Raw genomic sequence first — 14,619 nt, 5'->3', positions numbered from 1 at the left:
AAAAAGCAGCTAAAAAGCTGCTTTTTTTATATCTAAATTTTATATGTAATTAAGCAACTTGATCCGTTACATCCGCAATTTGAATAAGCCTGCGATTAAGGATCTTTTTAGTACAACCACAACACTTACCGCATTGGCTGCCTACTTTAAGCTCTTTGGTTAATTCACGCATGGTCGTTGCACCATCGTCAATTGTTTGCTCAATTTTTTTATCAGTCACACCGTGACAAAGACAAATATACATCAATACAAACCGTGTTAATTACATTCAATAGATGCATACTAATCTAAACGACAATTGTTATCAATAGCTTCCTCACTAATAAATATAAATTATTTATTAGAATATGGTATTTGTTCTCTTAACTATATTTACCTAAGAATAAAGTTATGGAATAATGGCCGCCTCTTAGGGGAGTAGCCCGCTCAGTAATGAGTAAACTTATCAACATAATTGCACCTCATGTGCATGGTAAGTTTGTAATGTTGTAGCAAGCGTTATCGGCGAGACCTAGGTAGACACTATCCTCATGGCGGGNCCCGCCTGTAAGAATCAATAATGGAAGTTTTTTTAACCTCAACCGTCACTGTTACACTTGCCGAAATTGGCGATAAAACCCAGCTTTTATCACTCCTGTTAGCTGCCCGTTTTCGTAATAAAAGCGCACTTATTCTTGGTATTTTAGCCGCAACTTTACTCAATCATGGCCTATCAGCGTGGTTTGGGCAGTGGTTAAGTAATAGTTTTTCTTCTGAATATTTACCTTGGCTTGTAAACATCAGCTTTATTGTTGTTGGCCTTTGGCTATTAGTTCCAGACAAAGACGAAGATGTAAGTAGTAAATACGATAGCTACGGGGCTTTTTTAGTTGCTTTTGTATTATTTTTTATTGCAGAAATTGGTGATAAAACACAAATAGCGACAGTGTTGCTAGGCGCACAATATCAGTCTGTGTTTTGGGTAACGGTAGGAACCACGTTAGGTATGCTAATTGCTAACGTGCCTGTTATATATGCTGGTAATGCATTACTAAAAAGAATATCTCTAAACACCGTACGTGCTATTGCTGCTTGTGTGTTTGTGTCATTAGGTATTTATGGCTTAGTTACAATTTAATCAATGTTAAAGCTCGAACCTATTAATTTAAGTGCGAGCTTTAATTTTTTCTGCACGTTATTTACGTATTATTTACACAATAACATCCCTTGGTTTGTGTAATTAAGAGGTTTGAGTTAAAACCTGCAGCTAAATTAGTGACCGCAGTTTCAACAAAGCCACTTCCCTGGGCACACGCTAACCCTTCGGAGAGAGGACCGGCATAAACAAAATCACCGTTTTTATTAATAATAACGGCGGCAGGCGTTGCCGGAATAACAAGTTTAAGCTTTGGTGTTAATTCAACTTGTACAACCTTCATAGCTTTATTGGCAGCAAAGGAGCTTAACGATGAAATATGCGGCTTGGCTTGTATGGTGCACCCGCAATTTTTTTCAGTTATAAGCACTAACGACGCTTCATTAGTGTCAACCCAGTCCAATTGCTTTTTAAAGTTATTAAACCAGTGCTTTTGCAATAAAACTTTTGAGCTATCAAACGGTTTAAGTTGCTCTAACTGAAAATACACTAACCCTGCAACAACACAAACAAGCCATATAGTTATAAGCGAAAATACAAAAGAGTTAGATTTATTTAAACTTGGCAATGCTTTGCTCTAATACATCAATACTTACATCGATTAACTGCACCTTAGCGGTTAACTGCTGCACTATTTGCGTATCTTGGTACTGATTTTGGCGCATAGTATCAGTACTGCTTGCTATTAACTCGGTATTACCTGCCTGCTCCGCTACCACTTGTGCAACTGAGTCAGAGCTTGAAGATACTGCGGCTATTTGCTCGCTCATTGCTGAAATATTCTCTTTCATTGCAGCACTAATACTTGTTAAATCAACTACAAAACTCACACACTGACTCATTGATTGCGTTGACGTTTTACTATTATTAACAAGATCTTTTAATGTAAGACTAATTTTATCTGTTGTTGCTTTACTGTGGTTAGCCAAAGATCTTACCTCATCAGCAACAACAGCAAAACCTCGACCGTGTTCGCCTGCGCGGGCAGCTTCAATAGCGGCATTTAAAGCAAGTAGGTTTGTTTGCTCAGCAATACCTGATATTTCATTAAGAAGCCCTGAAATAACATCGCCCGCTGCCACTAAGTGATTTATCTTTTCTTCGGTATGGTTAAGCAGTGTTAACAACTCTCTACTTTTAGCATCTGTTTGAAGCACTTCTTTTAATGCATCACCTGCAGATTGTGTAATATGGTCAACTTGGCGCTTAAGCACCTCACTTTCTTCTTCTACAAGTTTAAAGCCATTGGCAACTTGAGCGCCAGAATTAGCAATATCATCGGTTTGTTGTGTGCGTTGAACCGCACCACTCGCTAACTGATCGTGTACATCAATAAGCTCTTGTGAGTTTTTTTGCAATGATTCTGATTGAGTTTGTACCTGCTTAATAACATCAGATATATAGTCTAGCAATGTATTAAATCCAACCACAGCATCGCTTTTAGTATCATCAGCACGTAGGGAAAGTTTAATATTCTCAGGATCTTTCATTATTTGCTCTGTCGCATAACTTAAAGATAAACCCGCACGACGTTCGCGTTGTAATGTTTTAGCTATATAACCTGCAACTAACACTTCAACTATTGCATATCCTGCATGTATAAGTACTGTAGTAAAAGCAAGCCTATCGGGGTCAAATACGTAGAAACCCGTATTTTGAGTTTGTAGATAATAAAAAGATAAATGGTGAACAGCTACAAAAATAATCGCGGTAATAAACACTCGCCACTGTACAAAAACAATTAACATGGGCATTAAAATAAATATTTCAAAATGTACTTCAATCAACCCAAAAGTTTGTTGTATGTGCAAAAATGAAAACATCATTATGGCCGCAGCCACCACATGCGGCGTTACAGGACTATCCCCCTGTGTCTTTAAAAGCCATATAGGTAATAAACACAATGGCAAACCTATCATAAAAGCCTGCGCTAACGTGTCGAAGTACAAACCAATAGCGATAGACTCGACAAACAAAAGACTGAAAATAATCGTAAATAACCGGCCAATACTAGACATAAGAACCTTAAAATTGTTGTTTGCATTATTGTTTATAAAAGCAGTCTGCAATATACGTACATAAACAAGTTTCAGTTCACTGAGCACAGTAATAAACTATCTGCACAACCATAAACATATTCAATTTACATTACATTCCGTCTACTTAATTATAGGCAGTATTTTTTTAAACGTAGGCGTTGCTGCTTTTTTTGTCCATTGAAAAAGAACTATTTCAGCGCATGAAATTACCGCACCTGCTTGGCGTAATTGCTCAACTGCCAGGTTTTTATGTTCTGGATTTCTAGAACCAATTCCATCGTGTGCAACAATAATTTCAAAACCATTTTTAATTAAATCTAAGCATGTTTGTAAAACACACACATGTGCTTCAGTTCCCACAACAACAACTTGCTGTTTACCATAACTTTTTAACTTATCAATAAAGCCTGGCTCTGCACACGCACTAAAGTACGTCTTATGAAAATACACGGCATTAGGTAACATGCTTTTAATTTGCTGATTAGTTTTGCCCAACCCCTTGACATATTGCTCGGTTATTAAGACTGGGACACTGTGAATAATACCCGCCTGCGCTAACTGCAATGTACTTTTTAAAATATTCGGAAAGTCTTTAATTGCAGGAGCAAGCAACTCTTGTAAGTCTATTATTAATAACACGCTATTTTTTGCATCAACATTAGAGAAAACCACTATACTCTCCTTCTAAGCATTTACTATTATCTGTATAGAGTAGCTCACTATTTGAAAATAGAGCTTTTAACTTTACGTATATCATTTGTAATTAAAAAATAAAAACTTATGCTATATTTACTATCTAGCTAAGTATCATCCTATCCTCCACTGAGAGTGTTTATAAGTGCGTTTGAGCAAACTTTTTTTTCATATCACTATTGTTTTTTTACTATGCATCCAAAGCACTTTTGCATCACAAAACTATGCTCAACAATTACAACGAATTTCTACTGACGAAGGCCTATCACAAAGTTACGTTTTGCAGACTCAAGAGGATGATATTGGTTATATTTGGATAGCAACCCAACAGGGTTTAAACCGTTTTGATGGATATAATGTAAAAACTTTTAGTGGCGGCTTTGGCCTAGATAAACACTATATTTATGCGTTATTTAAAGCCGAAGACGGAAAAATCATTGTCTCAACAGACCTTTCTGGTGCTTATATAATAGATCCCCTCACTTTAAAAACCGAAAAAATCTATTCTGGTCAAATAGATAAAGAACAAAAAATATTCTCTCCGATCTCTGCAATGACTCAGCAACAAGGTACTTTTTACTTCGCCATAGATGCCCAAATATATACATTTGATGAGACGAGTAAACGCTTCACATTTAAGCTAATCCTGCCAAATAAAGGTGACTACATTCGGTCATTAACAATATATAAAAACACTTTATATATTGGTACAAATGATGGTTTATACACTGCAAATATAGATAATTCAGAACTTGTAAAAATACCTCTTCATCCCCCTGAAAAAAATACGATAGATAATGTAAACGTCAAATTCTTAAGTGTTGATAATGAATTAGGATTACTTGTTGGTACTGTTGAAGGCATGTATCAATTAGCATTCGATAATAACAAAAATATATCTGCAGCAAATATTACAACTTTAATCCCTGATTATAATATATGGGATTATGCCAATACTGTTTACGGGGAGTTTGTAGCAACCCAAAGTGGATTGTTCAGTTATCACCGCGAAACCAAAGAACTAGAATTCGTATTAAATTATGAAAAAAGTAAGTTTAATATTAATGAAAACTCAATAAACGATCTAATGGTTGATAAGTCCGGCGTACTTTGGCTCGCATCTAGAACCCAGGGCGTGTTTACATGGCCAATTAAAACCCGACGGTTTAAACACATTACTTTACCCGGTAACAATACTATTCATGCCACCTACCAAGACAAAAATAATATTATATGGTTAGGAACAGAAGATGGAATTGCACGGTACGACAAAGCAACAAATAAAAGTGATGTATATCTAAGCTCAACCGACTCAAAAGCAATATACGGGGCATCTGCCGTTTATGATATTTTTGCGTCTTCAATTGGTGATAATCAATTTCTTTGGCTTGTTACTTATAACGGATTTGAACTTTTTGATAAGCAAAGTGGTAAAGTTATTGAAAATAAAGACACAGACAATAACGTAATTAACCAATCCAATTTATTTGGCTTTGCCCAATTATCTGCAGACACATATGCATTTATGTCTGATGATAATTTTTATATTTTTAATGAAACAACCGGAAAAACAAGAATTATTAAAGGACTCAAAGAGCAAGTTGACCCTTTATTTTCTTATGCTTTTTATAAACCCCTCGACACACATCCTGAAGAGTTTGTACTTGGCACATCAAAAAGTTTTTTTAGGTACAACGAAAAAACGAAAACTTTAACGACTATATTTCAGTCATTTAATCCTAAAGAAGATATTTTTTACACTGTAGAAAATTTTTACTTAGACTCAAAACGAAATATCTTATGGTTGGCAACCACCCACGAAGGCTTGCTTGGTGTTGACCAAGTTACTTATGAGAGAAAACACTACATAGGATTAAAAAATTCATTTAATACTGACTCTATCTATTCGTTACTTCCTGATGAAAATGGTTTTTTATGGGCAAGTACCGACAATGGTTTATATCAAATAAACCTAGATACACTCAATGTGGTGAGTTATTCAGTAAAAGACGGGTTGAACATAAACCAATTCACACAAATCGCAGCAACAACATTAAATGATGGCAAATTAATTTTTGGTAGCAATGCGGGAGCTCTACTGTTTGATCCCTTAGATTTTGATGAGAAAGAGTTATTTAAAAAAAATAACTTAGCTATTACTGATATAAATCTCTTTACCAAAGAACTAAATTATTATCCGCAGAAATACCTTAGCCAACCGCTTGAGCTTGACTATGAGGATATGGGTCTTACGGTTAGTTTTTCTAGCTTTTCTTACCCCAATATAGACAAAGCGTATTATAAGGTAATTCTTTCAGGGCCAACATCCCTTACATATGAAGACTTACAATCTAATCAAGTGTTTTTCACAAAGCTTCAACCAGGTAGCTACTCACTAACAATATCAGCACATAATCGTGATGGTGTTGTTACAAGCGAACCAGCCACACTCAACATCAACGTAGCCTACGCTCCTTGGAAATCGCCCTTTTCTATTGCCGCCTATGTAATTTTAATACTTGCCGTATTGTTTTTCATTTTTTGGCAATACCGCAGCCGCCAAGTTGCAATTGAACGAGCCCATAGAGCCACTATTCATTCACAAAAACAAACAGAACTCGCGCTTAAAAATAATAAAAGCGGTGTTTGGGATTATAATTTTAAAGATAATTCTGTAAACACACTTAGAGGAAGTGAGCTAGGTTACTCAGACTTACCTGAACGCGTGCACATAGGCCAATTTTTAGTACTTATACATCCAGATGATCGTCGTCGTTTTGAAAGCCAATGGGAAAACTATTTCAAATATAAAAAACAGCAAAATTGGCAAGCAACCTATCGTTTACAACACAAAAAAGGCCACTGGCTGTGGTATCAAGATACAGGGCAAGTTATTTATAACCCTCAAACAAATGAGCCTTTATATGTTTCTGGCATATATACCAACATAACTGAGCAACGTGCTAATGAGCAACAAGCAAAAATTTTAGGTGAAGCGTTTAGCCAAATAAACGACTGGTTACTTATACTCGATAAGCATTTAATGCCATTTTCTGCGAATAACAGCTTTATTGAAACGTTTTCAAATGAACAGGCAGCCACTAAAATTAGTCCTAAATTGTTCATAAAAGCGATTGGTAAAAATAAATGTAAAGAATTTGCTCGTATTTTAAAAAAATTAAAACCGACTGAAAACTGGCAAAGTGATGCTTACATAAAAACAGCAAAGAATAACAAGCATCCTATTCATATAAGTGCCACAGCTGTAACTAAAGATACCGCAAGCTATTATGTTGTTGTTATTACAGATTTAACCGAGCAAAAACGTGCAGAAAACGAACTTCGCTATTTGGCTAATTTTGACCCTCTAACGCATCTACCTAATCGTAGTTTAATGTATCAAAATATTGAAGAAGCGATTAAACATGCCAATGAAAGTAATACACAATGCGCATTATTATTTATTGATTTAGATAAATTTAAACCTGTTAATGACTCTTTTGGCCACGCAGTAGGCGATAAGCTACTGTGTAATATTACCCAAAGAGTAAACGGTATGCTTGGCGAAAATGCTAAACTTGGCCGCCAAAGTGGTGATGAATTTTTAGTGCTGATTCAAAATATAAAATCGCTTCAGTCTCTTCGCGATACAGTAAGAAAAATTAGTAATGAATTAGCTAATAAAGTAATTATTGAAGACTTCTCTATTAATATTTCAGCCAGTATTGGCGTCGCTTTATACCCGTTCGATGCTGTAACCACCGATATACTTATCCGTAATGCCGATGTTGCGATGATGCACGCTAAACAAGGCGGGAGAAACGACTTTAAGTTTTTTAGCGATGAAATGAATGAGCTGATAAAACAAAAGTTACTGCTCGAAAATGATTTAAAAGATGCAGTAAAAGACAACCGATTTTTTAATCACTATCAGCCCATTATCGACATAGAAGAAAAAACAATAAATGGCGTGGAATTACTCATGCGCTGGAAAAATCAAGGACAGTTGGTATCGCCAGCACTTTTTATACCGGTAGCAGAAGAAACTGGTTTAATAGAACTCCTTACTGAGCAAGCATTGCAACGAGCTCTTATTGAAATTGCACCTATACTCAGCGCAAACCCATTGTTTTATATATCTTTAAACTTATCGCCTAAACACATTTTAAAAACAAACATAACACAGCGGCTAATGTCTATATTAGCGGACTCTCAAGTTCATCCAAGACAATTAAGACTTGAAATAACAGAGAGTATTTTATTAGAAGATAAGCTTAAAGCAGCCAAACAGCTGCAAAACCTAAAAGCTGCTGGGTTTAAATTACTGCTTGACGATTTTGGTACTGGTTACTCATCACTCACCTATTTGAGCCAATTTCCTATTAATGTTATTAAGATAGATCAAAGCTTTGTAAACAGTATTGGTATAGATAAAGGTGATGAGTCGATTATTAAGACCATTCTTTCATTGGCCGAAAACCTAGATCTTTACTGTATTGCAGAAGGAGTAGAAACGCGCGAACAGATGATCTTTTTAGCTGGAATTGGATGCAATGTATTGCAGGGTTATTACTTTGCAAGGCCAATGGATGCTAAAGACTTACGTAAAAGCGATTGTTTTAGCAATATCATTGATTTGATTTGATTTGATTTGATTTGATTTGATTTAAAACATTAAAAGCGTGCTAATCATTATTACACGCTTTTATATTAATTAAATGCTACTAATGGATATGATGGCATTCATGGCTTTCAATTTGTAATACACTATTACGTACATTAAATTTTTCGGCTAACAATTGCTCTACCTTCATACGACACGCTTCATCATGTTTTTCAATCGTACAATGCTCTTTAAGGACAACGTGTGCGCCTACTACAATACCATTATACTTGCGCGTTACAGTGACGTTATGGACATTATGAACATGCTCCATATCTGTAATCTCACTTTCAATATCTGCTACTTTAGGGAGTTTGGCCTTATTTAAGCGTAAACCTTTTATACAACTAATAATGACCTTAACACCGGTAAACAACACGAAAGAGGCGATTAACATGCTCGATAAAATATCGATAACAACCCAGCCCGTAAAATATATAAGAATACCAGCCACAAATGTCGATACGGTAGAAATCAAATCAAAGAATGAATGTAAAAATACCGCGTAAACATTAATACTCGCTTTGCGGCCTTTATATAAAACCCATGCAGCAGCACCATGAAACAAAAAACCAATAGCAGCAATAACCGACATTAAATAACTATTAATAGCCAGCTCATTTCCTTCATGCTGGTGTACATAGCGCTCACCACCTTCATACAAAATAATTAAACTGATTGCTAGGTATAAAAATCCGTTCACCAGACCACCCAAAAGCTCGGCTCTTTGATGACCATCGTTATAAGTTTTAGCAAAATGAATAGCGAGACTTGATGCAATAAGTGCGATGAATAACGAGCTATTGTGAACAAACAAATGCCCCGCATCGGCAAGTACAGCAAGCGAATTAGAATAATAAGCACCTATAACCTGAATTACCATAAACGAACACGTAATTGCTAGCGCAATGAGTAACCGACGACGAGAAGCTTGGTGTGTAGTGATTTCTGTCATGAAATGCTTGAATAACCTATACTTAAAGTGCAAATAAGCCAAAGATGGCTTAGAGTAGAAATGGGTAATGATATACAGTATCAATTATAATACGTACCGCCATCAAACGCACTAAAAACTTAGTAAATCAAAAAAAATGTGCTAATAATTAGTAGGTAAAAACAATAAAAATACAATAGATAACAATTTAATTGTGGCTTAAACACATGGAGAGTTAAGTGAGTAATAATCGATCAGATGAAATGTGGCAAAACATGAAGTTACTGCCATTTTGTATATTACTTTATGATGCCAATGAAGATATATTCAAAGTTAACAGTCAGGCACTGAGTTTATTTGACTTAAAAGAACAACCACATTTTAAAAAAGCTGATTTTTCACATATTACGTTAACCAATCATCATAGTAAAAAAGAGCTCTTAATAGAGGAACTCTTCATTGATTATTTTATGGCAAATAACCAATGCCAGTTTGTTTTATCAAAACAAGCATGTAAATTAGTACTCAATGTAAAATTTGCAAAATTATCTAACTCAAACTCTATTATCATCATCGATATATTAAATAACAATGTAGATGAACAGTATGATTTCGATAATATCATTTCGAAAATTTCAACTGACTTAATTGATATTCAAAATGACGATGTTGATAAGCATATCAATTATGCATTAAAAGCAATCGGTACAGTTTGCCAAGCAGACCGAAGTTATCTTTTTAAATTCGCCGAAGATGGTAAAACCATGAATAATACTCACGAATGGGTCAATAATGGTATACAAGCATTTAAAGAGGACTTACAGGATCTTCCAAAAAACACTCTCCCTTATTTTTTTAGTTCAATGGTTCGCACTCACTTATTCAGAGTTAATAATGTAGCGACGTTACCTATTCAGGCAATAAGTGAAAAAACAATTTTTCAACAGCAAAAAATAAAATCGGTACTTTGTATTGGTTTACGTTATGACAAAGAACTCGTTGGTTTTATTGGCTGTGATTGCGTAGTTAAAAAGCGAAATTGGACTGATTTAGACCTCATTCGCTTAAGGTTAGTAGGCGAGATGCTTGCTAATGCTTTCAAAAGTTTAAATTACAAGAAAGAGCTACAACAAGCTCAGCAGCAACTCATTAATGCCAATCATAAACTTAACAAACAAGTTAATACTGATGGCCTTACAAACATTGCTAACCGACGCTGTTTTGATCAAACTTTAAAATGTGAAATTAAGCGCGGCGCACGTAATAAAGAACCCATTAGTTTAATAATGTGTGATATTGATTTTTTTAAGCGTTATAACGATAACTATGGGCATCAGCTAGGTGACGAAGTGTTAAAACAAGTTGCCAAAGCGCTGTATGATCTTTGTAAACGTGAAGGTGATTTAGCCGCTCGTTTCGGTGGTGAAGAATTTGCGATAATTTTACCTGCAGTCGACACAGATCACTGTCAAAGGTTTGCTGTTCTTATTCAGGAAAAAATCGCAGAACTTGCAATTGAACATAACTTTTCAACTGTCAGTAAATACCTCACTTTAAGCATTGGGTTTTATAGCCTTATACCCAATCAAAAAACAACATCTAAAGAAGTTATAACTAACGCTGACATAGCCCTTTATAACGCAAAAGAAACAGGCAGAAATAAAATAGCCAGTTTTTACAAAAACCTACTAAGCCGGCGCGCTACAGTGAGTTTTAGTGGTTAAAAGTTCGCTGTAGTGATAATCTATACACGCTGAAATTATAAACAATACAACCACTCAGCGTTTAATTATTATAAGGAATGTTTAAATGGATCCAGTCACACAAATTCTCGATATGGTTTTTACTGTTGAGGCTTTTTTACTTGTTTTTGTTATCGTGCTTTTAAAAAGTAGCGTTAAATTTGTACCACAAAACCGCGCCTGGTTAATCGAACGTTTTGGTAAATACCAATCAACTAAAGAAGCCGGCCTTAACTTTATTATTCCATTTATTGATAGAATCTCGGCTGATCGTAGCTTAAAAGAACAAGCTCAAGATGTACCATCGCAGTCAGCTATCACTAAAGATAACATCTCACTTATAGTTGATGGCGTACTGTACTTTAGAGTACTAGACCCGTACAAAGCAACGTATGGCGTTGACGACTATACGTTTGCAGTTGTACAACTTTCACAAACAACAATGCGTTCAGAATTAGGTAAAATGGAGCTTGATAAAACATTTGAAGAGCGTGATTTACTTAATACCAACATTGTTGCAGCTATAAACCAGGCATCTGAGCCTTGGGGTATTCAAGTACTTCGCTACGAAATTAAAGATATTGTGCCGCCTAACTCTATTATGGAAGCGATGGAAGCACAAATGAAAGCTGAGCGTGTTAAACGAGCTCAAATTTTAGAGTCAGAAGGTGATCGCCAAGCAAATATCAACGTTGCTGAAGGTAAAAAACAAGCACAAGTACTTGCTGCTGAAGCCGACAAAGCCGAGCAAATTTTACGCGCTGAAGGTGAAGCAACAGCTATTACTACGGTTGCAGAAGCACAAGCAAATGCACTTATTAAAATAGGCGAAGCTGCAGATACAGAGCAAGGTCAAAAAGCAATTCAGTTAGATTTAGCAACTAAAGCAATCGCGGCTAAAGAAGCGATTGCTCGTGAATCATCAATTGTATTACTGCCAGACAACGCGACAGATGCAAGCTCAATGGTTGCCCAAGGTATGGCAATCATTAATAGCTTAAATAAAAAGCATTTGGGTTAATAACTAAATAAAGAGGTTTGTATGGATTTTATTACGCAAAATTTACCGCAAACACTTATGGTACTTGGTATTGTTGCTTTAATAATAGAAGTAGCAGTACTTGGCCTTTCTACATTTATTTTGTTGTTTTTTGGATTATCGCTATTCCTTACAGGATTATTAATGAGTTTTGGTATTTTACCTGACTCATTAGCAACAGCCCTTTGGAGTAATGCAGTTGTAACAGCTGGCTTAGCCGTTGCACTTTGGAAACCATTAAAACAAATGCAAAATCGCGTAGATAAGAAGCAAGTGAATAGTGATTTTGCTGAACTTACTTTTGTACTTACTAGCGATGTAACAGAACAAGGTTTAACTACCCATCAATATTCAGGTATTAGCTGGAAACTCAAAAGTGAGCAACCAATTAGCGCCGGTACTGAGGTTTTAGTAACCAAAAAAGAAGTGGGTGTTATGTGGGTTAAGCCTAAAAGCTAACCATCACTTTAAAACAAGCACTGTGTATAATAAATTACAGTAAAACGGGCGACTCAAACTGCCCGTTTTTTATGCCTGAGATTTGAAATACAGCGCCTTGTTCAGTAACAGTATTATTAATCGATTCATCAAATGCCGATGTCACAAGTAACAATTCAGCATTTTTACCGCCAAATGCAGTGCATGTCGGTTTTATTGCGCAAAGCTTTATTGTTTTAATTAGCTCACCGCCTGGGGATAAACACATAACACACCCCATTCCCCACACAGCTAGCCACAAATTACCTAATTGGTCGGTTACGCAGCCATCGGGGTCAACATCAGTATTATTAAATTGATAAAAAACACGTGGCTCAGAGCAAGGTTCGCCAGTTTGCTCATCCAAATCTAATACATAAATACAACTCGTTAAAGAGTCGCAGTAATAACCGCGTAAACGTGGCTTATCAAAGCACAATCCATTTGGGATACTCAAGTTACTTACAACGACTTTAAGCTGGTGTTTATAATAACGGTATATCTTACCGTCACCTTTTTTAGCATTTACGTCCATTGTACTTAACCAAAAACCACCCCATGGATCAGCGCGGCCGTCGTTTGAACGCCTATTTAGTTGTGTATTTTCAATATTAAGAATAAGGTGGCGAGTGCACGAATTAATATGGTATTTGTATAAACCAGTACTTGTACCTAGCAACAAGTGCTGCTCATCAATCCACGCTATTGCACTGAGTGTATCAGGCATATTAACTGTTTTTAGTTGGCTTTCGCTGTGTATTTTTTTGCTTAAAAGTAATTTTTTATTTATGTCGACCCAATAAAAAGTATTCAGCATAGGGTGCCAAAGAGGACTTTCTGCAAGCCGATTCTGTGTGCTTTCAAAAATGGTTACGCTAGGGTCAAACATAAATACTTATTCTTTATTATTAACAAAGCCTTGTAACCCAAACCTTACCAGAAAACAGTTGATTTCGCGATGTGTACCTGGCTTTAATTTATCAACACCTTCAGTAATCTCTATCGCATTTTTTAGACTGAGTTGATAACATCAAATTTAATAAAAAGGATTGACCATGAACAACAATAATAAAAATACACTCGTCGTTGAAGGCGGTGCAATGCGCGGTATATTTGCCGCAGGTGTGCTTGATGAGTTTTTAAAACAGCAATATCAGCCGTTTGAACGCTATTTTGGTGTTTCAGCCGGGGCCACTAATATAGCCGCATTTTTATGCAAACAACCAATGCGAAATTATAAAGTGATTACTGACTATTCATGCCGTCCTGAATTTATTAATTTAGCGCGCTTTATTAAAGGTGGTCATTTATTTGATTTAGATTGGTTATGGCAAGAAACGATTCGCGAAATACGTCTTCATACAGAGGTATTCGAACAAACTCCACACGAGTTTTATATTGTATCTACGGCAATCGAATCAGGCAAAGCACACTATTTAAAAGCCACCAGCGCCGATATGGTGCATCAATTAAAAGCATCATGCGCTATACCCATTGCATATCGTGACTACCCTATTATTAATGACATAGCGATGACCGATGGCGGTGTTGCTGATTCAATTCCGGTTATAAAAGCTTACGAAATGGGTGCACGCGAAATCACCGTTATTTTGTCTCAATGTTTAGGCTATCGTAAAAAACCAAGTAAGGCACCTTGGCTTACTAAAAAAATGTATAAAAACTATCCCGCATTAATTCAAACGACCTTAAATAGGGCTGATTTTTATAATAAGTCTATCGATTTTATTATGAATCCACCAAATGACTGCAAAATCAATATCATTGCACCACCGGCTAATTTTAAAGTTGGGCGTACCACTAAAAAGTTTGAAATACTTAATAGTGGTTACAACATGGGAGTTGATACTGCTAAGGCCTTTTTAGCTAAATAACTGCA

General features: G+C 35.9%; 12 protein-coding genes. 6 read left to right on the top strand and 6 right to left on the bottom strand.

Annotated elements, in window-relative coordinates:
* Positions 1-49: 49 nt before the first annotated feature.
* Positions 50-244: a (2Fe-2S)-binding protein gene (locus L655_RS0117035; protein WP_002960627.1), complete on the bottom strand. Its 195-nt coding sequence runs from the start codon at positions 242-244 to the stop codon at positions 50-52.
* 315 nt (positions 245-559) lie between these two features.
* Between L655_RS0117035 and L655_RS0117030 the strand changes: the two genes are divergently transcribed.
* Positions 560-1,117: a TMEM165/GDT1 family protein gene (locus L655_RS0117030; RefSeq protein ID WP_024605680.1), complete on the top strand. Its 558-nt coding sequence runs from the start codon at positions 560-562 to the stop codon at positions 1,115-1,117.
* A gap of 61 nt (positions 1,118-1,178) precedes the next feature.
* Here L655_RS0117030 and L655_RS0117025 read toward each other — a convergent pair whose 3' ends face one another.
* The 3 genes from L655_RS0117025 to L655_RS0117015 all read right to left on the bottom strand — a co-directional run bounded on the left by L655_RS0117025 (position 1,179) and on the right by L655_RS0117015 (position 3,846).
* Positions 1,179-1,703 carry a DUF6436 domain-containing protein gene (locus L655_RS0117025; RefSeq protein WP_024605679.1) on the bottom strand — a complete coding sequence of 175 codons (525 nt, stop codon included), beginning with the start codon at positions 1,701-1,703 and terminating at the stop codon, positions 1,179-1,181.
* Complete coding sequence (locus tag L655_RS0117020) at positions 1,687-3,153, bottom strand: methyl-accepting chemotaxis protein (RefSeq protein ID WP_024605678.1); 1,467 nt, start codon at positions 3,151-3,153, stop codon at positions 1,687-1,689. Before L655_RS0117020 ends, L655_RS0117025 begins: the two co-directional genes overlap by 17 nt.
* Positions 3,154-3,294: 141 nt before the next feature.
* A complete protein-coding gene (locus L655_RS0117015) occupies positions 3,295-3,846 on the bottom strand; it encodes a hydrolase (protein WP_024605677.1) in 552 nt (183 codons plus the stop codon).
* 166 nt (positions 3,847-4,012) lie between these two features.
* On the opposite strand from L655_RS0117015, the gene L655_RS0117010 reads away from it, so the two are divergent.
* On the top strand, positions 4,013-8,512 hold the full coding sequence (locus L655_RS0117010; RefSeq protein ID WP_024605676.1) for an EAL domain-containing protein: 4,500 nt from the start codon (positions 4,013-4,015) through the stop codon (positions 8,510-8,512).
* A 79-nt stretch (positions 8,513-8,591) separates the two neighbouring features.
* On the opposite strand, the gene L655_RS0117005 is transcribed toward L655_RS0117010, so the two are convergent.
* Positions 8,592-9,485, bottom strand: coding sequence for a cation diffusion facilitator family transporter (locus L655_RS0117005; protein ID WP_024605675.1), 894 nt, complete (start codon positions 9,483-9,485; stop codon positions 8,592-8,594).
* 218 nt (positions 9,486-9,703) lie between these two features.
* Here L655_RS0117005 and L655_RS0117000 point away from each other — a divergent pair, with 218 nt between their 5' ends.
* From L655_RS0117000 to L655_RS0116990, 3 genes are all read left to right on the top strand, one after another.
* On the top strand, positions 9,704-11,188 hold the full coding sequence (locus L655_RS0117000; protein WP_024605674.1) for a diguanylate cyclase: 1,485 nt from the start codon (positions 9,704-9,706) through the stop codon (positions 11,186-11,188).
* Positions 11,189-11,273: 85 nt separating this feature from the next.
* A complete protein-coding gene (locus L655_RS0116995; protein ID WP_007581832.1) occupies positions 11,274-12,227 on the top strand; it encodes a slipin family protein in 954 nt (317 codons plus the stop codon).
* A gap of 21 nt (positions 12,228-12,248) precedes the next feature.
* A complete protein-coding gene (locus tag L655_RS0116990; protein ID WP_024605673.1) occupies positions 12,249-12,704 on the top strand; it encodes an NfeD family protein in 456 nt (151 codons plus the stop codon).
* 34 nt (positions 12,705-12,738) lie between these two features.
* Here the strand turns inward: L655_RS0116990 and L655_RS0116985 are convergent, their stop codons facing one another.
* Positions 12,739-13,611: an SMP-30/gluconolactonase/LRE family protein gene (locus tag L655_RS0116985; RefSeq protein ID WP_024605672.1), complete on the bottom strand. Its 873-nt coding sequence runs from the start codon at positions 13,609-13,611 to the stop codon at positions 12,739-12,741.
* A gap of 166 nt (positions 13,612-13,777) precedes the next feature.
* Between L655_RS0116985 and L655_RS0116980 the strand changes: the two genes are divergently transcribed.
* Positions 13,778-14,614 carry a patatin family protein gene (locus L655_RS0116980; protein ID WP_024605671.1) on the top strand — a complete coding sequence of 279 codons (837 nt, stop codon included), beginning with the start codon at positions 13,778-13,780 and terminating at the stop codon, positions 14,612-14,614.
* Positions 14,615-14,619 lie beyond the last annotated feature (5 nt).

It is taken from the genome of Pseudoalteromonas sp. TAE79 (genome assembly GCF_000498015.1).
Taxonomy (GTDB): domain Bacteria; phylum Pseudomonadota; class Gammaproteobacteria; order Enterobacterales; family Alteromonadaceae; genus Pseudoalteromonas.
The sequence above is the reverse complement of the archived record's forward strand: the minus strand, read 5'-3'. Positions and strand labels throughout refer to the sequence as shown.